We start from the raw sequence: 22,512 nt of genomic DNA on the forward strand, positions 1-22,512 counted from the left end.
AAACCTTCAGCAGTAAGTTATACTATTCCCTTAAACCTATAAAAATACATGAAATACTTTGCAATTTTATTCCTGATGCTTGTTTTCCCTACAGCAAATTCACAGGAAAGCAAGGCATCAGGTAAAATTGTGCCTTTTAAGCTTGTAGAACAGCCCCCGGTTTTTGAAGGCTGTGAAAATGAAGACCGCGACTGTACTCTCCAAAAGATCACCCAATTATTTGAAAATGAATTTAAACAGGAAACCATTGCAGACAGTCTCAACGGTTCTGAAATTGGTGTGAAATTCATCCTGGATGAAACGGGTTCTCTGGCCTGGCAAAGGATAGATGCAGGTTCCCCGGAAGTAAAAGAAGAAGCTATCCGCAGCTTAAAAGAACTACCGCAATTAACTCCGGCCAGCCAGGATGGAACTCAGGTTGGAGTTATGATAGATTTTGCCGTAAAATTAAATTTATTTGAAACCCCTCCTTACCCTGAAGAGTGTAAAAATGCAGAAAATAAAAAAGTGTGTCTTTCAGAATTCACTACAAGCTACTTATTCAAAAACTTCAATCGCTTGAATTTAAAAGGGAAAGGGATGTTATATGCAGAGCTTTCCTTTTTTATAGATTCAGAAGGAAAAATATCAGGTTTAAAGGTAAGTGGGCAAAATAAAGTGTTTAATCAGGCTCTTCTCGCGGCCATGAAAAACTTCCCTCCTCTTTACCCGGCTACCAGAGCCGGAGAAAAAGCTCCCTATCCTCTCAAAATGCCTGTTTATTACGGTAAAAATTGATTACTTTAACTTGGCATTAACTTGGCATAATTCCCATCCTTTATAAAATTCATTAAATTTGAGAAAAAGCCTTTAGAATTTTCTCAATTTTATGCAGTCACAACAAGAATTAATAACTTTTTTTAATGAAACCAGAGCAAGGTCTGAACTTATATGTTCTTTTCTGGAAACCGAAGATTATGTGGTACAACCTATCGAGTATGTTTCTCCTCCAAAATGGCATTTGGGCCATACCACCTGGTTTTTTGAAGAGTTCGTACTCCAACCGCATAAACCCGGCTACAAACTCTTTGATGAAAATTCGGCCTATGTCTTCAACTCTTATTACGAAAGCGTAGGTGAAAAGGTGATTCGCACTAAGCGCGGAAACCTGTCAAGGCCCACCGTATCCCGGGTTTATGAGTTTCGAAGCTATGTTTCAAAAGCGCTGCAGGAATTTATGAAATCTGAAAAGCTTTCCGAAGAAATTCTGGAACTCATAGAAATTGGTTGTCATCACGAAAAACAACACCAGGAACTACTCTATACCGATATAAAATATATCCTGGGAAACAATCCGCTTTTTCCCAAGTATAACGATCAATTTAAGGAAAACCCGATTCAGGACTTTAAAGCAGAATGGATAAAATTATCTGAAGGGCTTTATGAAATTGGGCATAACTCTGATGATTTTTGTTACGATAACGAATTAGGACAGCACAAGGTCTTTCTCGATGATTTCGTGATCTCGAGTAAACTTATCACCAATGCCGAGTATTTGGAATTTATGGAATCAGGCGGTTATAAGGATGTACTACTGTGGCATGCCGAAGGCTGGGATTGGATAAACAACAATAAAATAAATTCTCCTTTGTACTGGCATAAAATAGAAGGCGAATGGCACAATTACAGGCTAAATGGACTACACCCGGTAATCCCCAAAGCGCCGGTAACACACATTTCCTATTATGAGGCCTTTGCCTATGCCCAGTGGAGAGGCCTGCGTCTTCCAACAGAGTTTGAATGGGAAGCGGCTAATGAATATTTCAAATGGGGAAGCCGCTGGGAATGGACCGAAAGTGCCTATTCACCATATCCGGGTTATAGCAAAGCTCCGGGTGCTCTTGGCGAATACAACGGAAAATTCATGGTCAACCAGAAGGTGTTAAGGGGAGGCTCGGTTGCCACCTCAAAAAATCACACGCGTCCCACCTATCGCAACTTTTTCCATCCACAGCTTAGATGGCAATTTACCGGCTTAAGATTAGCAAAATAATCACAGAAGAAAATATGAAACCCATATCCACTACCGGCTTTAAGACCGCATTTGAAGAAGATGTCTATAAAGGACTTACCAGCCATCCAAAATATTTGCTTTCAAAATATATCTACGACGAAAAAGGCGACAAGCTTTTTCAGCAAATTATGGATATGCCGGAGTATTATCTCACCAATTGCGAACTAGGTATCTTAAAGGAATATACCGCTCCAATAGCCGATTCTTTTAATAATGTAGATGGTTTTGACCTCATCGAACTAGGGGCTGGGGATGGTAAAAAGACCAAAGTACTCCTCAAGCATTTAAGTGAGCAGGATTATGAGTTTACTTATCTCCCTATTGATATTAGTGAACATGTTCTGAAGGTTCTGGAAGCTTCGGTAAAGAAAGAAATGCCCGGAGTAGATATAAAACCGCAACAAGGCACTTACTTCAAAACCCTGGAAAGCCTGGCCGATTTTAGTAAACGAAAAAAGGTGATCCTGGTTTTAGGCTCTAACATTGGTAATTTATTACACGAAAATGCAATTGAATTTCTGCGGAATATTCAGCAAGCAATGGCTCCGGAAGATATGTTGTTTATGGGATTCGATCAAAAGAAAAATCCGCAGAAGATTCTCGATGCCTATAATGACCCGTATGGAATCACCGAAGCATTCAATAAGAATCTTCTGGTTAGAATTAATAATGAATTAGGTGGAAACTTTAACCCCGATAACTTTAAACACTGGGAAACTTACGATCCCGAAACCGGTACTGCTAAAAGCTTTCTGGTAAGCAAACTGGATCAGGAAGTTTTTATAGAAGCCTTTAACTTAAAGGTTCATTTTGAAGCCTGGGAAAGTATTCATACCGAAATTTCTCAGAAATATGATGAAAAGGTTGTTAAATGGCTTGCCACAGAAGCCGGTTTAAAGATAGAAACCCGCTTCGCAGATTCCGAAGATTGTTACAGGAATTATATTTTCAGAAAGATATAAACTCTTAGCCGGCAAATTTCTTAAGTTGTTTTATAAGAAAGTCGACCTCTTTCTCGGTATTAAAGTAGTGAAAACTAATCCTTATCCCATCTCCTCTTCTGGAAGTGATAATATTCTCACTGCGTAAAGCATTATACAGTTTTTCATCCCCTTTTATATTGAAAGTGGAAGAGTGAATTTCCCGTTTAACCACCGATTCTTCCAATAAACCAAGATCCTCGAAAGCAGCTTTAGCTTTTCCCTGTAATTTTAAAAGCTGTGTTTCAATTTCCTTAAGTCCTATGTTTCTTAGCAAATCCAGCGCTACTTTTAAGCTTCCAAAATTTAAGGTGTCTAAATGTCCGGGTTCAAATTTCCCAATAAAATTACCTTCCCTTTCCTTATATTTCCCCTGCAGCGAACCAAAACCTAGTGCCTTGGGTGCTACTTTTCCCTGAATGCTTTCATTAAACAGCATAAAGCCATTACCGTATCCCGCATTAAGCCATTTATAGGAACTACAGATCAAAATATCCAGGCCTGAAGCGTCAAAATCAAATTCTTCTGTACCGCAATATTGGGTGCCATCAGCGATAAAAATAGTCTCGGGGTAATTAATCTTCAATTCTTTCAAAAAATCAATCCCTAACTTGACTCCGTTCATGTACTGCACAATGCTAAAGGCGAAAAAGTCAGGTTGCTCATTTTTGAAAGCTTCGGTAATATTCTGCTCAAGGTTCTCATCAATTTCAGCATAACTCACCTCAAAATCACGGGATTCTACAGCCCAGTTTATAGATGGATAATCCTGTTTTAGCAATAAAGCTTTCTGAGGCTTATCGAAGCCTTCAAGAAGCGTATTAAATCCAAAGGAAAAATTTGGGATCAGAGCCACCTGGTTAGCAGGGCAATTAAAAAATATACCCACACTTTCTCTTACCCCGGTTAAGATTTGCCCCATTTTCTCTTTTAAAACCCCCGCTTTTATAAGAAAATCAAGATCGTGATCCTGCCGGAATTCCCATACTTTCTCCGGAAGCAAGCCTGAGGCTGCTGTATTTAGATAAGTATATTGCTCTAAAACCGGGAAACCTTTTCTAAATTTATCCATAAGCAGTGGTTAATTATTTTGAAAACCTGTAAATTTGATTAGACACTAAAGTACTATTATGTTTTCTAAAAATAAAAACCCTTCGAAACTCGATGCTGAACAACGGGAACTCTATGACAACGCCCGGCATAGAATTCTTCAAAAAAGAAGGCTTTTCCAGCATTTTGTGATATTCCTTATTGGGGCTACCTTTTTAATTGTACTTAATGTGGTTATTGGCTACAAAGAAGAATTTAAATTATGGGGTTACGATTGGTTTGTAACTGCCATTTTACTTTGGGCCTTCCTGTTTTTTATTCATCTTATCAATGTATATGTAATCAACAGTTTTATGGGCAGAGCCTGGAAGAACCGGCAAATGGAACGGCTGGTAAGCAAACAACAGGAAAAGATCGCCGAAATGCAAAAACAGGTGGAAAAAGACTACCCTTTGCCGGAACATAAAAAAACAAAACCAGTTGATAAACCAAAGGAAATAAAACCCGGTCCTGAAAAATCAGCGAATCCGGATGATCTTGACCAACCTTACAATACCTGAAGTATGCTCACAATGATCGCGGCAGCAGCCGAAAATAATGCCCTGGGAAAGGAAAACGACTTGGTTTGGCATCTTCCCGATGATTTCAAGCGCTTTAAAAAACTTACTACTGGCCATCATATTATCATGGGAAGGAAGACCTTTGAATCTTTCCCACAAGCTTTACCCAACCGTACTCACATTATTATTACCCGTAACGAAGATTATAAAGCTAAAGGAGCCGTTGTAGTTCATTCCCTTGAAAGAGCCTTAGAGATCGCTAAAGATGATCCACAGCCATTTATTATCGGTGGTGGAGAGATCTATAAGCAGGCACTTCCCTACTCGGAGAAAATTGAACTTACCAGGGTACATTCAGATTTTGAAGCAGATACCTTTTTTCCGGAAATCGATGAAGATAAGTGGAAATTGGTTAACGAGGAATTTCATCCTACCGACGAAAAGCATAAATTCCCTTTTACTTATTTAACCTATGAGCGTCGCTAAGCTATTAGAAAAAATAGCAAAGCAAAACAACTTCGGAGTAAGATCTTATTCCCGGCTTACCGGGGGAGACATCAACGAAGTTTTTAAGCTCACTTCGGAAGAGGGTGAAAAATCAGTAGTTAAGATAAACCATGCTGATAAATATCCGGGAATGTTCAAGGCCGAAAAAGCCGGATTAGAAGAACTTGCCAGGCCCGGGGTTATAGATATCCCCAAGGTTCTTGCCGTAGGAGAAACTGGCGATTCGGCTTACCTGTTGCTGGAATATAAAGCCACTGCCCGCAGGGCACCTCATTTTGCTGAAAGCTTTGGCAAGCAACTGGCAGAACTTCACAAAACAACTTCGGAGGAATTCGGGTTCCCTGAAGACAATTATATTGGAAGTCTTCCGCAGTACAACAAGTCTTCGGAATCAGCAGCAGATTTCTATATAAGCCGGCGGCTCTCCCCTCAACTCAAAATGGCGAAAGACCAAGGCTATTCCCTTCAGCTTAGTGAATACTTCTTCAAAAATATTTCAGAAATAATTCCGGAGGAATCGCCCGCCCTGATTCACGGTGACCTCTGGAACGGGAATTACCTGGTAAACGAGAAAGGGCTTCCATGTCTTATTGATCCAGCCACATCATATGCTCCCAGGGAAATGGACCTTGCAATGATGAAACTTTTTGGAGGTTTTGAGGAAGATGTCTTCACAGTTTATAATGATTATTTTCCCCTGAGCCCCGGCATGGAGGAACGAATTCCTCTCTGGCAGTTATATTACCTACTTGTTCATCTTAATCTATTTGGCAAAGGCTACCAGGCATCTGTTAGCAACATTATTAAACAATATAGTTAACTTCACATTTATTAACATCAACTGTTTAATTTTTAGCACTTTATTGGCGAGATAGGGAATAATAGGTTTTATCTTCAGTCTTTCAACTAAAGATAATTTGCAGATATGAGTACCCAAAACCTTAATCACAAACAAGCCCTTGAAAAAATGACCAATCTGGTAGAAAGCATAAAAACCGGAATGCTGATTACCTGTTTAAGTGACCGCCCACTTAATGTCGTACCTATGACGACAAAAAAAATTGATGCTGAAGGTAATATCTGGTTTTTAAGCAGGTTAGACAGTAGTCAAAACCGTAATATCTCCCGGGAACCAGAAGTACAATTGCTTTATAGTTCCCCAGATAACAAAGAATTTATAAGTATCTACGGAATGGCCTCCATCAATCTCAATCCTGAAAAGCTTAAGGAACTTTACCACACCAGTGATAATGCCTGGTTCACTGATCTTGACGACCCTAACCTCACAGCTATAAAAGTTATTCCAAAACAATCATATTACTGGGATGAAAAACAAAATAATTATGCCAATCTCTTTACCAGCAACAGCAAGCTTGAAAAAGATAAAATAAGAACAGGGGAAAAAGGAAAGCTTCAGTTATAGCTTAAAAAGCATTCAAAAAGGCCTCGGGTTATGAGGTCATTTTTATTCTTTCTATTTTAGCCGAAAATTATACCGGACAAAACTCTTAGAGAGAAACCGGCATCTAAACTTCAATACAATGAAAGCATACATTTTCCCCGGCCAGGGAGCACAATTTCCGGGAATGGGACTGGACCTTTTTGAAAAATCGGTTGAAGCACAGGATATGTTCAAAGCTGCTAACTCGATTTTAGGTTATTCGATTACTGATATTATGTTTGAAGGCAGCGCCGAAGACCTGAAACAAACTAAAGTTACCCAACCGGCCATATTTATTCATTCGGTGATCCTAAGCAAAATGCTTGGAGATAAATTTCAACCTGATATGGTAGCAGGACATTCCCTTGGGGAATTTTCGGCACTTGTGGCTAATCAAGTATTGAGTTTTGAAGAGGGACTCCAATTGGTCTATAAAAGAGCCATGGCAATGCAGGAAGCCTGCGAGCTTCAACCCTCAACTATGGCTGCCGTACTTGGACTGGAAGATGAAGTGGTAGAGGCCGTTTGTGCTGAAACTGAAGGTACCGTAGTAGCTGCAAACTATAACTGCCCGGGACAACTTGTTATTTCAGGAGACGTGAAGGCCATTGAGCTTGCCTGTGAGAATTTAAAAGAACGTGGTGCCAGGAGAGCTATGGTCCTTCCGGTTGGTGGAGCATTTCATTCCCCTTTAATGGAACCGGCCAGAAAAGAACTGGCTGCCGCTATAGAGAACATGAACTTCAGAAACCCTATCTGCCCGGTATATCAAAACGTAAGCACTTTTGCAGTTACCAAGCCCGAAGAGATCAAGAAAAATCTTGTTTTCCAGCTAACCTCTCCGGTAAAATGGACGCAAAGCGTACAGAATATGATAAAAGACGGTGCTACCGAATTCATTGAAGTTGGCCCCGGAAAAGTATTGCAAGGTCTCGTAAAGAAAATTGACCGCAGTATGAATGTTTCTTCAGCCGAGGTATAGCTAAACCTTTTAGAATATAGTTCCTGAAAGAAGAACAATAAAAAAACTCCCGGATATCACTCCCGGGAGTTTTTTATTTGGATAAGCATCCCTTTTAGTTCTTGTAGACCTTCCCTTCCTTCATAACGAACTTAACATGCTGAAGACTTTCAATATTTTCTGTAGGATCTTCCTCAATGGCAATAATATCAGCTAAAAAACCTTCCTGTAATTGCCCAATTTGATCTTCCATTTTTAATAAACGTGCATTGGTTATGGTCGCGGCCTGAATAGCCTCCATCACAGGCATCCCGGCTTCAGTCATATATACAAATTCCCGTGCATTCTCACCATGCTTAAAAACCCCGGCATCGGTTCCAAACGCGATTGGAACTCCTTTCTTGTAAGCCTGCGCAAACATATCCTGGATTTGAGGTCCTATCTCTCTTGCTTTTGGCACCACCACTTCAGGGTAAAAACCTTCCACCTCAGCTTTTTCGGTTACTTCCTTTCCTGCAGTAATTGTTGGAACCAGATAGGCATTATGCTTTTTCATCAATTCCATGGTTTCATCACTCATCTTGGTTCCGTGCTCGATGGTTTTCACTCCTGCCCGAATAGCCCTTTGCATCCCTTCATCGCCATGAGCATGAGCTGCAACGTGAAAATCATAGTCTTTTGCCGTTTCAACAATTGCCCTGATCTCTTCTTCAGAAAACTGCGGATTGGAACTGCTCTTAGCCACACTCAAGACACCTCCGGTTGCAGTAATCTTTATCAGGTCGGCACCATTTTTATAGCGTTGTCTTACAGCTTTTCGCGCGTCATCAACATTATTCACCACACCTTCCTTTGGACCCGGATTGCCCATTAAATTTCGGTTCATCCCACTTGTTGGATCGGCATGCCCTCCGGTAGACGCGATAGATTTACCCGCGGTAAAGATCCTGGGGCCGTCTATCTTACCTTTATTGATAGCATCGCGAAGCGCAATATTCACACCGCTTCCACCAAGTTCACGAACTGTGGTAAAACCGGCCAAAAGGGTGGTCTTCGCAAAACCAACCGCATTAAAAGCATTATCGGCCTGGTTATTAACATACCGCTCCAGATATTTTCCGGGATTGGTCTCGCTTTCCAGGTGAACGTGCAAATCGATTAAACCGGGCAACAAGGTCATATCTCTCATATCAATGAGAGTGTCGGCCTTCTTTTCCGGGGACAAATATCCGTTCTCAATACTTTTAATTTTCTCTCCGGAAACAATAATTGTTTTTTCGGTTAAAACTTTACCTTTCTTCGTGTCAATAATTTTACCGGCCTGGATGTAAATATCCTGTGCCTGTAGCGAAACGGAAAGAAATATTCCGAAGCAAAAAATCAAAAGTTTTTTCATAAGAATGTTATTGGTTCAAGAAATTTTTGATAGTTGTAGCAATATAATCAATCTGCTCGTCATCCAGTTCAGTATGCATTGGCAGAGAAAGCACTTCCTTTACCAGTTGATTGGTAACAGGGAAATCGGCTTCGTTATATTTTTCATCGGCATAGGCCTTCTGGCTATGAAGAGGGATTGGATAATAGATACCGAAAGGAATTCCTTTTTCCTGCAAATGTTTTGCCAGGGCATCTCGTTTCCCGTTAGTGATCTTTAAAGTATATTGATGAAAAACGTGGGTATCGGGTTTTCCGGTGATCACCGGAGTAACTATTTCCTTCTGTCCCGCAAAGGCCGAATTATATTTTTCAGCAGCCGCTTTCCTGGCCTTATTATATTCATCGAGCCGTGGCAGTTTAGCCCTTAAAACCGCTGCCTGCAAGCTGTCCAATCTTGAGTTAACCCCTACTACGTCATGGTGATAACGTTCATACATTCCATGGTTTACAATTCCGCGAATGCTATGGGCCAGATCATCATCATTTGTGAAGATCGCTCCCCCATCTCCATAGCAACCGAGGTTCTTAGACGGAAAAAAGGAAGTCGCTCCCACATTACCGATTACCCCGGTTTTATAGCTCTTTCCATCTTCAGAATGAAAATTCCCTCCTATGGCCTGGGCATTATCTTCAATTACATATAAATTATGTTCTTTGGCAATTTTCATGATCTCATCCATATCGGCAGACTGGCCAAAAAGATGAACTGGAACTATAGCTTTGGTCTTTGGTGTGATAGCCTTTTTAATAGCTTCAGGATCTATGTTAAAGGTATCGGGTTTAACATCTACCAATACAGGAGTTAATTGTAACAAGGCAATCACTTCTACCGTGGCTGCAAAGGTAAAATCGGCGGTAATCACTTCGTCCCCGGGTTTCAGATCCAGTCCCATCATTGCAATTTGAAGAGCGTCCGTACCATTGGCGCAAGGAATCACATGCTTTGCTCCCAGGTATGTTTCAAGTTCCTTTTGAAATTGCTGAACCTGAGGTCCGTTTATAAATGCGGCCGATTCTATAACCTCTTTAAAGGAGGTATCTATTTCTTCTTTTATTGCCGCGTATTGACCCTTAAGGTCAACCATTTGTATGTTTTTCATATCATATTTTTATAGAGAACGAAAATACGAAATATCGCTACCTCCGCCAATCTATTTTCAGGAAAGGCCTATTTTAGCAGAAGAAAAACAGGGTTTTGCAAATTATCTATAATTTATTCATCAGTTTAACCGAATTCCTGCTACCGGTAGCCGGTATCTTTAGCCATAAAATGAAGCTTTTTGTTAAGGGTAGGAAAGAGGTTTTCCCCCGCTTAAAAAGTGAAATCCAGGCTGGAGAGAAATACATCTGGATCCACGCCGCCTCCCTGGGAGAGTTTGAACAGGCCGTCCCGGTTATTGAACTACTAAAGGAAAGATACCCCAACCACAGAATCCTTGTGACTTTCTTCTCTCCATCTGGTTACGAGAATAAAAAGAAACATCAACTCGCAGATGTGATTACCTATCTTCCCCTGGATACTCCCAGCAATGCACGAAGATTTCTCGAACTGGTAAACCCGGAGCTCATATTCTTCGTAAAATACGATATATGGCCTAATTTTCTTAAGGAAATAAAGCATAGAGGAATTCGCAGTTTTCTTATTTCCGGAGCCTTCAGAAAAGATCAGGTTTATTTTAAAAGCTATGGCAGTTGGATAAAAAAAGTCCTTCAAAGCTTTGAGCATATTTTTGTCCAAAACAGGGAATCCCAGGAACTTCTCGAAAAAAATGGGTTTAGCAATGTAAGCCTTAGTGGGGATACAAGATTTGATCGGGTTTCTCGCCAACTCACTTACGATAATAAACTTGAAGTCGTGGAAACTTTTATTGGGAATAAATTATGTATCGTGGCTGGAAGTACCTGGCCGGAAGATGAAGAACTGCTTCTGGATTACATCAACTCAGCTCCCTCAAATGTTAAATTTATCCTTGCTCCTCACGAGATAAAAGCAGAAAAAATCAATGATTTCAGGAAAAAAATAAAGGTGTCTTCTGTTTTATATTCTGAAACATCCTCCCGGGACCCAAAAGATTTTCAATTACTCATAATAGACAATATTGGCCTCTTAAGCCGGATTTACAGTTATGCTGACATTGCTTATGTGGGTGGAGCAGCGGGCAAAACCGGCCTGCACAACATCCTGGAGCCCGCCACCTTTGGCATTCCAATAGTAATAGGTAAAAACTTCGAAAAGTTCCCCGAAGCCAAAAAATTACAGCAGCTGGCCGGATTATATTCTGTCGCTTCAGCAGAGGAACTCAAAGAAATTCTTCAGAAATTGGTTACAAACAAGAATTTCAGAACACAATCGGGAATGATAGCCGGACATTACATCAATTCTAATACCGGCGCAACCCGGGTAATTAGCGAATACCTTTTCAAAAATTCAATCTAATTTTTCTCTATTTTAAGATTTTTTGCTAAAAACTCTTAAAAAGTAACCCCAGAATAGATTTTCGACTTAATTTCGAATGTTAAAACTAAAAACTACAAGTTTATGAAACGTGTATTTGTAATGGGAAGCTTATTCCTGGTAAGTACTTTAAGCCTTGTTTCCTGCCGGGAAACTGAGGAAAAGGAAAAAGAGGTTATCGTTAAAGAAGTGGAGGTAGAAAAACAAACCCCGGATGAAACCGAAGAACAAAAAGGAATCCTGGAAAGGACCGGTGAAAAAGTTGACAAGGAGGTTAACAAAGAGATCGATGAGGAAATAGAAAAAATTGGAGATGACAATTAAATAAAAACTATAATATTATCTTAAATGATGTGTGATTACTGAAATTTTATGAAAATTTTAGCAATAAAATAAACCCAACAATAAGTCACATCTCTAATTTTGCTGAACATATAAACTAAAAAACAACCAAATTATGAAACGACCAATTTTATTACTGGCAATGATATTTACGTTATCTACCGCTTTAATTTCCTGTAGAGAAGTTAAGGAAGAAGAAAACGAAATGGAAATGCAAAGCGATGACATGGACGATATGGATGATGATATGGAGGACGATATGGATGATGTAGAAGATGATATCGAAGAAGCCGCCGATGATACCGGTGATGCCATTGAAAATGCTGCCGACGAAACCGGAGAAGCCATAGATGAGGGTGCTCAGGAAGTCGAAGATGAGCTGGAAGATAACGACGATCTTTAATATTATTAAATTAGTATTAAGAAGTTAGTTTTTTTGCTGGTATTCAACTTCAATACTGTCGCCGCATTCAACTCTTGCAGGGATGATCGCTCCGGTAAATAAAAAACTCCAGACGAGATAGATGATGCAGGGGATGCCATAGTCGATGCTACAAATTAGTAGCCACAAAATTTTTATTAACTTCTAAGAAAAGCCCTCCAGACCGGAGGGCTTTTTTTTATGTCTCCTTTTTAAAGGCTTTTAGATCTCTTTTTAATTCTTCCATAGATTCCTGGAGCTCCCTGAAAAGTCCACTCTGAGAGGGGTTATCCAGGTTAAAGGTTAGTTTACTGTTCACCTGCCAGATCTCCTGAATATCGTTTACATCAATCTCAACCGGCAAATATTCTTCGTTGAAAGAAATAAGCAAAACCTTGGATGGATCTGGTAATTTTTGGAGTTTTTTTACAAGTACAGAGTCATACAGGACAACCACATACACCTTATTGTTAGAGGCCTGATCCAAATCGGCAACAGCTTTTCCCAGCACCCATTCTCCGGGATAATAATTTGGAAGCATACTGTCCCCCTCTATTTGAAATCCACGATAAGTAGCATTGCGAAATTCCGGCAAGGGGATATCAAAAGCAGGGAGTTGATGATACCATTCCACATCCTGAACATTATGAGGATATCCTGCCGCAGCCTTCTGGTTAACCATCAAAATATTCTCTTTATCAGCACTATCTACTGTAATCACCTTTGGACTAACATCTCCTTTACTTAGCTGCAAATACTTCTGCCCGCTTTCTCCAAACAACCAAAGAGGATTAATCCCAAACCTACTCAAAAGCCCGGCTACCACTTTGCCAGATAATTTGGTTCGCCCTCGTTCAATATCAGCAGTGGAATTTTTTACTCCCAGTAGTTCAGCAAATTCAGACTGAGTAAAATTATTTTCCTCTCTTACTTCCTTAAAGTGCTTGATCTCAATTGATGGTGGTGTTCCCATATTAGAAAATTTTTGGAATTATTCCCAGTGTAAATCCAAATTTATTGGATATTTTCCGATATCGCAATAAATATTTTAATTTTCTGAAGAAACCTTAGAAGGAGTTTTACATATAATTATCCTAATTTCAGAAGAAGAATAAGGTTTCTATTGCCCCAGGATCTGATTGATCTTTTCTATAAGGTCTTCCATTTCAAAGGGCTTGGCTATAAAATCGTTAGCTCCGGCCTCTTTACATTTTGGACCTGCATTATGCAGGGCAGACATCATTAAAACCGGAGTTTTGTTTGTTTCAGGATTTTGGCGAAGATCGGCACATACATCGGTACCGTTCACACCTGAAATAAGCATGTCCAGTAGGACAAGATCAATATTATATTGCAGGATAAGCTCCTGGGTTTTTTGCGGCTTTTCGGTAACAAAAACCTCATAATCATAAAATTCCAGCAGGGTTTTCAACATCTCCCCTATTCCCGAATCATCGTCTACAACTAATATTTTTGCATTTTTTTCCATACTCACCTATTCTGCAGTATCCAGGAAAAAGCTAAATTCAGATCCTTTTCCCGGGGCACTCTTAATTTTTATTTCTCCGTTATGTCTATCAATGATTTCTTTGGCCAGGAAAAGGCCTATTCCAAAACCGGAATAAGTATCTTCATCTTTTTTTCCTATTCTAAAAAACCGTTTAAAAATATTTTTTTGATCACTTTTGGCAATTCCGATGCCATAATCCTGCACACTTACCTTAATCCTTTCTTTTTCAGCTTTATGAGTGCTAATTTTAATAAAGTCACTATGGGGTGAGTATTTTATTCCGTTGGTCACAAGATTAATAAGTACCTGCCCAATCCTATCCCTGTCTGCTATAATCTCAGCTTTAAAGTTATGTTGAACTTCAATTTTATGTTGGCTATTAGTTAAAGTAATATCCTGTACTGTCTCGTCTAAAAGTTCATTTAAATTAAACTTTTGTTTCTCAAGCTCCAGTTTATTCTCTTCTATACGCGTAAGATCCAGTATTTCTGAAATAAGCCGGGTTAACCTGGTGATTTGATGATCTATTCGTTGTAAGGAAGGCTTTAATGGTATGTTTCCGGGAATATCCATTTCTGCTTTTCTCAGCATGCTTAAAAGCAATTGGACGTAACCTTTAATTGATGTTATTGGCGTTTTAAGCTCGTGACTTACCATCTTAAGGAAGTCCTCCTTGCGCTGTTCTTCTTCTTTAAGTTTATGGATCCCCGTATTGGTCCCTATCCACATCTGGATTTTATTATTTTCACCTTTTACAGCTTCAGCACGTGAAAGGTGCCATTTATAATTTCCATTCTTATCCTTCAGCCGCAATTCCATTTCGAAATCTTTACCACTCTGCAAAGATTTTTTCCATAAACTATCGAATTCTTCTCTATCCTCCTGATGAATAAAGTGTGTCCAGCCCTGTTTCTTTAAACTTTCACTATCCAGGCCAGTAAATTCCAGCCAATTCTGATTAAAATAGATATTATTTCCATCAGCATCGGTATTATTAACCTTCCCGGGCATAAGATCAGCCATTTGGCGGAAATGGGATTCACTTTCCTTAAGCAAATTCTTAGATTTCACCATTTCGCTAACATCAATAGCCATGTTCAGGATACCATATATCTTACCCTGTTCATTCCGAAGCGCTTTATAGGTGAAATTATAATAGCCGGTTTGTAACTTATCGCCAATCATTAGTTGAACCTTATCTTCTTTTCCCCAATAAGTTTCACCGGTAATATAGACCCTTTCTAAAAGTTCAAAGAAAGGTTGTCCTTCCAGTTCGGGTAAAGCTTCCATAAGTTTCTTTCCTATTACATTGCGGGATTTACCCCACAGTTTGATCATCGCATCATTGGCCAAACTTATTTGCATATCCTTTCCAAAGTAAATTGCGGTAGCTACATCGGCTTCGCGTACTATGGTTTCGGTTAAATGCTGTTTTTCCTTAATAATCTTTTCCTTGCGACGTTCTTCATGAATATCCACCACGGTCCCAACCATTCCCTCAAATTCCCCATTTAGGCCAAATTTCGGACTGGCATAATTTACTACCCAGCGGTAGTTCCCATCCTTACTTTTTATCCTGAACCGGTTGCTATAGGCCTCCTGCTTGAGGTTACCCTGGGTTATAGTCGATAATGCATATTCGAGATCGTCGGGATGTACTGCCTCCAGCCAGCCCCTTTGCAAGGCTTCGTTATTTTTTTGACCTGTAAATTCATACCAATTCCGGTTTAAATATTTTGCTCCACCTTCCGGATGGGCTATCCAGATTATAGCCGGAACGGTGTCCACCAGGTCCCTGAGTCTGGTTTCGTTTTCCTCAACTTTTTTGCGTGATAGTACCTGCTCGGTTACATCTACCGCATGTACAAAGATCCCGTCTATTTCATTTTCCTGATTTCGCGTTGGCTGATAAACAAAATTTAAATAAGTCTCTTTTGATTCACCTTCATTATTCTCAAGCTTTATATTTATTTCATTCCCTATAAATGGCTCTCCGGTATTATAAACCTTATCCAGTAATTCAAGAAAACCTTGTTTCCCTATTTCAGGCAAAGCCTCCTTCACTGTTTTTCCCAGAATATCTCTGTTCCCAACTAATTGCAGATAATTATCGTTGGCTACCTCAAAAATATGGGTAGGACCTTTTAGAGTACAGATACTGGCGGGCGCATTAGAAAAAATCTCCTTAAAAACCCTAAGAAAATTCTTTTCCTTCCCTTGCACAGGAGGGTGGTTCTTCAGCTTTTTGAAATTTAACAGGTAAAGTTTTTGTCCGCGGGGAGTCTTTATAGAGGCCGGTTTTAAAATATAGTTACGTAGCCCCTTTTTTCTGCTAAATAAATTGACAGAAACACCTGAAGGCTTTTTACCGGAGTTTTCATTATTCTGCAAATGCGCTTTAAATTCCTGTTTATCCAGACCGGGAAGGGCTTTCAGTATATCATTTCCTTCTTCAACATCCAGCGCAAATCGCTTTTTAAAAACTCTGCTTGCACCTATTATCCTGAAATCTTCATTTATAATAATAAGCGGCTCCTGCAAACAGGATAAAAACTGATTAACAAACGCATAAACCTCATTATCAACCTTAAAGCTAATATCCTTATGCTCGATATCTATGTTTTCTGATGATTTATTGTAGTCCTGCTCGATGGTCCTCTAATTTTTCACTAAAATAAAGGCTTTACCTTAAATGATTGCATAAGTTTTCTTAGGAATTTCTTAAATGTTTAGACCCAAAATTATTTCATCGAACCTTACATAATTCTACTGAGCTAAATACCCGCCATCTATAGGATAGTAAGCACCGGTTGCAAAACTGGACCGGTCTGAAGCCAGCCAAACAAAAAGCTGAGCTACTTCTTCAGATTCTCCCAACCTACCGATTGGATGCGCCGCAACCAACTGATTCAATAAATCTTCATCCAGATCTTTAAGCAGCGGGGTTTTAATAAAAGCCGGGCCAACAGCATTCACGCGAACACCCTTAGCCGAGTACTCCAAAGCAGCACTCTTGGTTAGACCTACTACCCCGTGTTTTGCCGCAACATAGGCCGCAGTATTGGCAAAGCCCACACTACCCAGAATAGAAGATACATTAATAATTGAAGCATTGCCAGTTTTAAGCATTTCAGGAATCTGATATCGCATACCATAAAATACTCCTGAAAGATTTATACCTATCACCTTATTCCAGGCATCAATTTCATATTCACCCACTGGAGCCTGCCCGCCACCAATTCCCGCATTATTAACGGCTATATCCAGGCGCCCAAAATGTTTGATACACTCCTGCACAGCTTTCTCAGAGTCTTCAGGTTTAGAGCTATCGGCTAAAATATGCCTGGCGGTACCTCCATCGTCATTGATTTGGTTAGTTATCTTTTTTACCGCGTCCTCATTTATATCGGTTAATAAAACTTTAGCACCTTCTTCAGCAAAAATCCTGGCGGTAGCCTCTCCTATTCCCGACCCTGCCCCGGTGATAAGGGCTACTTTTCCTTTAAGTTCCATTGCGCGATTTTATTGATTAAGTATCTAAAAATAGATGTTTTAATCATTAAAAAGTATGAGAAAACTCAGGAAATCAATTTTATGTAAATTGCTGCGGAAATTGAACACCAATGAAGAAGTTTTTAATCCTTATAACCCTTATTTTTAGCTGTTTTAACATCCAGGCTCAGGATAAACTTTTACCGGAAGGTTTTGTATACCTGCATCAAATTATTCCCGGAATAAAACTCGACATTCGTTATGCCGGAGAACATAATTTTCTCGGAAAACCTGTGAGGGGATACAATAGGCCAATAGCTATTTTAAGCAGACCTGCTGCTGAAGCTTTGATTAAAGTTCAGGACGAGCTTATAGAACAGGGGCTTTGCCTCAAGATCTTTGATACCTATCGTCCCCAAATGGCAGTTGATCATTTTGTGGCATGGGCCCGGGATCCCTCAGACACCCTCGCAAAACAGGAATTCTATCCCGATGTCCCAAAATCAGAGCTTTTTCAGCGGGGTTATATCTCCTCTAAATCGGGTCACTCTCGCGGAAGCACAGTAGATCTCACTATAATAAATGCTGAAACCGGAAAAGAACTGGACATGGGAAGTTCTTACGATTTCTTTGGAAATATCTCTCATCATGATTCGGAACAAATAACTACAAAACAGAAAACCAACCGCACACTGCTAAAAAACCTGATGAGCAAACACGGATTTCATCCATATCCTGAAGAATGGTGGCATTACAGCCTCCACGGCGAACCTTATCCGGAAACTTATTTTGATTTCCCCGTTGAATAGTGTCCAAAATTGGCTCAGGCTGAAATACCATCTCATTTCTATCGCAGACGAACGAGACCAAGGAATTAAGCATTCTAAAAGTCAGTTTTTGTCGTTTGCATTTCTAATTTTGTAAATCGAAAGCCGAAACTCCTCAAGAATGAAAATACTCCATACCGCCGACTGGCATATTGGCAAAAAACTGCATAAGCATGACCTCTCAGAGGATTTTGAGTTCTTTATTGGTTGGTTGAGCGACTTTATTAAAGAAAAGGAAGTAGACGTTTTAATGGTCTCCGGGGATGTATTCGATCTTGCCAATCCATCTTCAGAAGCAAGAAAACAATATTACCGAGGGCTGCTGAAACTTCGGAAGCTGGACTGTCAACTCATCATTACCGGCGGAAATCATGATTCTCCGGCAATGCTTAACGCTCCACAGGAAATTCTACGGGAACTGGAAATGCATGTCATAGGTGGACTGCCGGAAAACCTGAAAGACCTACTCATCCCCATAAAAAATGCCAGTGGAGAAATCGAGCTGGTAATCGTAGCCATGCCTTATTTGCGGGATGCAGATCTGAGAAGTGCTATCGATGGCCAGACCTATGAAGATCGCCTGGAAGCCGTTCGCATGGGGATTCAGCAGTATTTTGAACAGGCAGCCGGTTTATGCCAGGAAAATTATCCCGGAATCCCTGCTATTGCCATGGGCCATCTTTTTGCCGCAGGAGCTGAAATTTCAGAAAGCGAGCGGGATATACAAATTGGAAACCTGGCGGCATTCAATGCAAATCAGTTTGGGGAATATTTCAATTATATCGCTTTAGGACATATTCATAAACCACAGAAATTAAATGCTGCGGTGCCTACTTATTACAGTGGCTCCCCACTTCCGCTTTCCTTCAGCGAAAGAAAAGATCATAAAAGGATATTACTTTTAAATACCGAAGTTGGCTGGGAACCTGAAAGTATTCCGGTACCGGCTTTCCGCAGTTTGCTAAAAATAAGTGGAAGCCTGGAAGATCTGGAATTAAAACTGAAAGATCCGGGAAACCGAAAAGACCTGGAATCACTTATTGAAGTAGAGCTCACCGAAGAAAATTATAATGCCGACAAGATTCTACAACTTGATACTATAGTAAGCAATTTCGAGCTTGAAGGTTTTAGGATCGTAAAACACCGGGTGAATTTCAGAAACCGTATTGCAGGAGCTTCAGAAATCTACCAGGACAAAAAACTGGAGGATCTCAAGCCCAAAGATGTATTTCTTGAACTGATTAACAGACAGGATTATGATGAAAAAACCAAAGAAGAGATTCTTAGCGCTTTTGAAGAACTGCTGGCTGAAACTTATCAAAATGAAAGTGTGTAAGCTATGAAAATACTTAAAATAGAATTTAAAAATATAAATTCGCTAAAAGGAGCACACGAGATAGATTTTACTCAAGATCCATTTCCAGGAAGTTCCCTTTTCGCCATTACCGGTCCTACCGGAAGTGGAAAAAGCACAATCCTGGATGTGATTTCACTGGCCCTTTTCAATAATATTCCCCGCATGGGGAAGATCTCCACTTCAGAGATCAATAAAACAGGGGCTATCCTCACCCGAAATCAACAAGAGGCCATGGCCGCGGTAACCTACCAGGGAAAATCGGGAAAATACAGATCCCAATGGAGTATTTCTACCGCCCGAACCGGAAATCTTCGCGATTATGCAATGGAGCTCAGCAATGTTGAAACCGGAAAACTGATAGACCTTAAAAAATCGGAAGTTCCCGGAAAGAATGAAGAGCTCATAGGCCTCAATTACAATCAATTTATCAAAGCGGTTCTGCTGGCCCAGGGGGAATTCGCACATTTCTTAAGGGCCAAAAAAGAAGAGCGAGGGGAATTGCTGGAAAAAATAACAGGCACCGGAATTTACAGACAACTGGGCATTAAAGCTTTTCAGAAATATAAAGATGAGAATCGGGAAATTCAATTTCAGCAAAACAGAATTGACGCGATCAAAGAACAGCTACTAAGTGCCGAGCTTTATAAAAAAAATACTGAAGAGCTTAAGCAAAAAGATAAGCTTGAAAACCAGCTAAAAACTGAAATCGAAAAACTAAAAAAGCAGCTCGAATTAAAGGAAAAGATCAGAATTCAGAAAAAAGAGATCAGCACCCGGGAAATTCAAAAGAACACGGCTGAAGAAGAACTAAAAACTTTTGATAAGGAACATGGCTACCCTCTCAAGCAACACGAAAAGATAGAAGACCATGCTGAAGAGCTGCGGAATTGGACGCTTCTAAAGAAAGAGCTCAAAGATCTGGAGGAAGAACAAAAAAAAATTCAGCAAAGCAAAGAGCAAAATACTGCTAATCGAACCGCTTGTTTAAAGGATGCAGCAAACCTGCTTGCTACCCAGGTAACTTCAGAAACCATAATAGAAAGTCTTGACTCATTGTTCAGAAAAATAAGTTTCTTAGATGAAGAAAGACGGGCCAAAGGTCACGAATTCAGAGCGCTTCGAGATCAATTTCAAAGTGAAACCAGGCAACTTCCAATTAAGCTGGCAGAAGAGAATATAAAGAAAACCCGGGAGGAATTAAAGCAACTCGGAGAGGTTTCAGAAGAAAAAAGAAAGAGACTTAAGGAGCAATTAGAAGGCATTGACCTAAAAGACCTTCCTGGACAAAAGCAGCAGTTAAGTGCCCGGTTGGACCTGTCCCGGCAAGCCTGGCGAAAAGAAGAAGAGTTAAAGAATATTGCTGCCGAAGTGAAGAAATTTCAGACAGAAGAGGAAAGTCTAAAACCGAAAATAAAAAGCTTACCAGGGGAAATCGAAACTGCAAAGAACAAATGTGAACTGCTAACAGAACGCCGGGAAAAGCTAAACCTGAAAAAACAGAATCATCTTCTGCAGGCAAAATTTGAAGAACAGCGACATATTCTGGAAGATGGAAAACCTTGTCCACTATGTGGAGCTCTGGAACATCCTTTTGCCAATGCCCTTCCTGGAAAGGATGATGCTCTTGAAACCGAAATAAAGGAAACTGAAGAAGAGCTTTCTACCTGGAGCAAAAAACTAAGCGTCACCGAAGCCGATCTAAGACACCATAGAACGAGGCAGGAAGCTTTGCGAAAAGAAATAAAAAACATCCAGACTCAGCTTTATGCCCAAAGAGAAAACTTTGAGGAAAAGTATGGCCATCTCAAACCGGCAGAAACTAATAGTTGGGAAAAACTTTGTGATAACTGGCAGGGGAAATTAAATAGCCTTGAAGCCTGGGAAAAGGAACAAAATTCCCTGCAAGCCATTGAAGCCGGGATCCCTTTACTCGATAAGCTCATGAAAGTCCTGGAAAAAGGTAAAGAAATTAGTCAGGAAAGAGAAAATCTCTATAAGGGGCGGGATATCTCTGAAGACACCGGAGATCTGAAAACCCGCTGGACCCGATTATCACAGGAAGAAAAACACTTAAATAGCAGTCTGAAAAACTTAAAAGATAAACTTGAATCTCACAGCAGGAACTTAAGTGACCTCGAAAATGAATTACTCCCTGCACTTCAGGAAAAAGGTTTCCCCAATATTACTACAGCCAGGAAAGCTCTCATGCCTGAAGCTGAATGTCGCGCCTTGCGGGTAAAAAGGGAAGAAATTCACAAAAGGATAAACGAGGCCATCTCTTCTCTAAAGTTATTGGACTCCCAACTTGATGAGTTTAAAAAATCTGACCTATCTGATTCTGAAGATCATCTACAGGAGCAGCTAAAAGAAAAGCAACAAAAGCTTACAGAAATTTCGGCGGCTTGCAGGGAACTTTTCAGCAGCATTAAAAACCACGACAATAATCTTAAACAGCTACAGGAGATCGGGATGCAGATAGCCGAAAAGGAGAAAAAGATTAGACGCTGGCGACTGCTGGATGAACTCATTGGCGATTCCAAAGGCAAGAAATTCAATGATTTCGCACAGGACCTGAGCTTGAGTCAGTTACTACACCTGGCAAACATCAGACTTAAGGACCTTAGCGACCGCTACCGCATAGACAAACCCGAAAACCAGGAAGATGATGGGCTGGTGGCAATAGACGAGCATATGGGTGGGCAGAGACGTTCAGTTAAAACCCTTTCAGGCGGCGAAACCTTTATCCTGAGTTTATCCATGGCCCTGGCGTTATCAGACCTGGCTTCACGAAATGTAGAGATCAATTCACTTTTTATAGACGAAGGTTTCGGCACGCTCGATCCGGAAACCCTGGACCAGACTCTGGACACCCTGGAGAAACTACAGGCGGAAAGCGAGAAGACAATAGGAATCATTAGCCACGTAGATTCGCTGAAAGAACGTATCGCCACACAAATACAATTACAGCGGAACGGACAGGGTTACAGCAGCCTGGAGATCATTGGTTAGTTCTATTTTTCCTGCAATTAAGAAAAAATGGATCCGATACCAACATAGAAAAATATGACAGCTAGATCCCAGGAATATTAAAAATTGTTAACTACAATAAATCCTTAGGG

21 protein-coding genes are annotated in these 22,512 nt (G+C 40.2%); 14 read left to right on the plus strand and 7 right to left on the minus strand.

The genetic code is table 11. From position 1 onward, the window contains the following. The first annotated feature begins 48 nt into the window (after positions 1 to 48). From VIM94_RS05440 to VIM94_RS05450, 3 genes are all read left to right on the plus strand, one after another. Positions 49 to 777, plus strand: coding sequence for a hypothetical protein (locus VIM94_RS05440; RefSeq protein ID WP_332038269.1), 729 nt, complete (start codon positions 49 to 51; stop codon positions 775 to 777). Positions 778 to 868: 91 nt separating this feature from the next. Beyond that, positions 869 to 2,032 carry an ergothioneine biosynthesis protein EgtB gene (gene egtB / locus VIM94_RS05445; RefSeq protein WP_332038270.1) on the plus strand — a complete coding sequence of 388 codons (1,164 nt, stop codon included), beginning with the start codon at positions 869 to 871 and terminating at the stop codon, positions 2,030 to 2,032. 14 nt (positions 2,033 to 2,046) lie between these two features. Next, positions 2,047 to 3,015, plus strand: coding sequence for an L-histidine N(alpha)-methyltransferase (locus VIM94_RS05450; protein ID WP_332038271.1), 969 nt, complete (start codon positions 2,047 to 2,049; stop codon positions 3,013 to 3,015). A gap of 4 nt (positions 3,016 to 3,019) precedes the next feature. Here the strand turns inward: VIM94_RS05450 and VIM94_RS05455 are convergent, their stop codons facing one another. After that, on the minus strand, positions 3,020 to 4,105 hold the full coding sequence (locus VIM94_RS05455; protein WP_332038272.1) for an aminotransferase class V-fold PLP-dependent enzyme: 1,086 nt from the start codon (positions 4,103 to 4,105) through the stop codon (positions 3,020 to 3,022). 58 nt (positions 4,106 to 4,163) lie between these two features. Between VIM94_RS05455 and VIM94_RS05460 the strand changes: the two genes are divergently transcribed. The 5 genes from VIM94_RS05460 (at position 4,164) to fabD (ending at position 7,573) form a co-directional block, all read left to right on the plus strand. Next, positions 4,164 to 4,643 carry a 2TM domain-containing protein gene (locus VIM94_RS05460; RefSeq protein WP_332038273.1) on the plus strand — a complete coding sequence of 160 codons (480 nt, stop codon included), beginning with the start codon at positions 4,164 to 4,166 and terminating at the stop codon, positions 4,641 to 4,643. Positions 4,644 to 4,646: 3 nt separating this feature from the next. Then, positions 4,647 to 5,129 carry a dihydrofolate reductase gene (locus VIM94_RS05465; RefSeq protein WP_332038274.1) on the plus strand — a complete coding sequence of 161 codons (483 nt, stop codon included), beginning with the start codon at positions 4,647 to 4,649 and terminating at the stop codon, positions 5,127 to 5,129. Beyond that, the gene (locus tag VIM94_RS05470; RefSeq protein WP_332038275.1) at positions 5,116 to 5,970 is read left to right on the plus strand and encodes a fructosamine kinase family protein; all 855 of its coding nucleotides are present in this window, start codon (positions 5,116 to 5,118) and stop codon (positions 5,968 to 5,970) included. Before VIM94_RS05465 ends, VIM94_RS05470 begins: the two co-directional genes overlap by 14 nt. Positions 5,971 to 6,075: 105 nt before the next feature. Beyond that, entirely contained in the window at positions 6,076 to 6,573 is a 498-nt protein-coding gene (locus VIM94_RS05475) for a pyridoxamine 5'-phosphate oxidase family protein (protein WP_332038276.1), read from the plus strand. A gap of 118 nt (positions 6,574 to 6,691) precedes the next feature. Further along, positions 6,692 to 7,573, plus strand: a complete 882-nt coding sequence (gene fabD, locus VIM94_RS05480) for an ACP S-malonyltransferase (RefSeq protein WP_332038277.1) — start codon at positions 6,692 to 6,694, stop codon at positions 7,571 to 7,573. A gap of 94 nt (positions 7,574 to 7,667) precedes the next feature. Here fabD and VIM94_RS05485 read toward each other — a convergent pair whose 3' ends face one another. Beyond that, positions 7,668 to 8,948, minus strand: a complete 1,281-nt coding sequence (locus tag VIM94_RS05485; RefSeq protein WP_332038278.1) for an amidohydrolase family protein — start codon at positions 8,946 to 8,948, stop codon at positions 7,668 to 7,670. A 7-nt stretch (positions 8,949 to 8,955) separates the two neighbouring features. Next, entirely contained in the window at positions 8,956 to 10,089 is a 1,134-nt protein-coding gene (locus VIM94_RS05490; RefSeq protein ID WP_332038279.1) for a DegT/DnrJ/EryC1/StrS family aminotransferase, read from the minus strand. Positions 10,090 to 10,184: 95 nt separating this feature from the next. Here VIM94_RS05490 and VIM94_RS05495 point away from each other — a divergent pair, with 95 nt between their 5' ends. The 3 genes from VIM94_RS05495 (at position 10,185) to VIM94_RS05505 (ending at position 12,189) form a co-directional block, all read left to right on the plus strand. Beyond that, a complete protein-coding gene (locus VIM94_RS05495; RefSeq protein ID WP_332038280.1) occupies positions 10,185 to 11,426 on the plus strand; it encodes a 3-deoxy-D-manno-octulosonic acid transferase in 1,242 nt (413 codons plus the stop codon). Between the two features lie 102 nt (positions 11,427 to 11,528). Further along, positions 11,529 to 11,768 (plus strand): hypothetical protein, encoded by a 240-nt coding sequence (locus VIM94_RS05500; protein WP_332038281.1) that lies wholly within the window; start codon positions 11,529 to 11,531, stop codon positions 11,766 to 11,768. Between the two features lie 133 nt (positions 11,769 to 11,901). Continuing rightward, on the plus strand, positions 11,902 to 12,189 hold the full coding sequence (locus tag VIM94_RS05505; protein WP_332038282.1) for a hypothetical protein: 288 nt from the start codon (positions 11,902 to 11,904) through the stop codon (positions 12,187 to 12,189). Positions 12,190 to 12,406: 217 nt separating this feature from the next. On the opposite strand, the gene VIM94_RS05510 is transcribed toward VIM94_RS05505, so the two are convergent. The 4 genes from VIM94_RS05510 to VIM94_RS05525 form a co-directional block, all read right to left on the minus strand. Then, positions 12,407 to 13,180 carry a LexA family transcriptional regulator gene (locus VIM94_RS05510; protein WP_332038283.1) on the minus strand — a complete coding sequence of 258 codons (774 nt, stop codon included), beginning with the start codon at positions 13,178 to 13,180 and terminating at the stop codon, positions 12,407 to 12,409. Between the two features lie 147 nt (positions 13,181 to 13,327). Continuing rightward, positions 13,328 to 13,696, minus strand: coding sequence for a response regulator (locus VIM94_RS05515; protein WP_332038284.1), 369 nt, complete (start codon positions 13,694 to 13,696; stop codon positions 13,328 to 13,330). A 6-nt stretch (positions 13,697 to 13,702) separates the two neighbouring features. Further along, positions 13,703 to 16,258 carry a PAS domain S-box protein gene (locus tag VIM94_RS05520; RefSeq protein ID WP_332038285.1) on the minus strand — a complete coding sequence of 852 codons (2,556 nt, stop codon included), beginning with the start codon at positions 16,256 to 16,258 and terminating at the stop codon, positions 13,703 to 13,705. A 225-nt stretch (positions 16,259 to 16,483) separates the two neighbouring features. Next, the gene (locus VIM94_RS05525; RefSeq protein ID WP_332038286.1) at positions 16,484 to 17,230 is read right to left on the minus strand and encodes a glucose 1-dehydrogenase; all 747 of its coding nucleotides are present in this window, start codon (positions 17,228 to 17,230) and stop codon (positions 16,484 to 16,486) included. Positions 17,231 to 17,340: 110 nt separating this feature from the next. Between VIM94_RS05525 and VIM94_RS05530 the strand changes: the two genes are divergently transcribed. The 3 genes from VIM94_RS05530 (at position 17,341) to VIM94_RS05540 (ending at position 22,402) form a co-directional block, all read left to right on the plus strand. Further along, on the plus strand, positions 17,341 to 18,018 hold the full coding sequence (locus VIM94_RS05530; protein WP_332038287.1) for a M15 family metallopeptidase: 678 nt from the start codon (positions 17,341 to 17,343) through the stop codon (positions 18,016 to 18,018). A gap of 139 nt (positions 18,019 to 18,157) precedes the next feature. Next, positions 18,158 to 19,372, plus strand: a complete 1,215-nt coding sequence (locus VIM94_RS05535; protein ID WP_332038288.1) for an exonuclease SbcCD subunit D C-terminal domain-containing protein — start codon at positions 18,158 to 18,160, stop codon at positions 19,370 to 19,372. 3 nt (positions 19,373 to 19,375) lie between these two features. Continuing rightward, complete coding sequence (locus VIM94_RS05540; protein ID WP_332038289.1) at positions 19,376 to 22,402, plus strand: SbcC/MukB-like Walker B domain-containing protein; 3,027 nt, start codon at positions 19,376 to 19,378, stop codon at positions 22,400 to 22,402. Positions 22,403 to 22,512 lie beyond the last annotated feature (110 nt).

The sequence above is a fragment of the Salegentibacter sp. genome, from assembly GCF_036568425.1.
In the GTDB taxonomy this organism is placed as follows: domain Bacteria; phylum Bacteroidota; class Bacteroidia; order Flavobacteriales; family Flavobacteriaceae; genus Salegentibacter.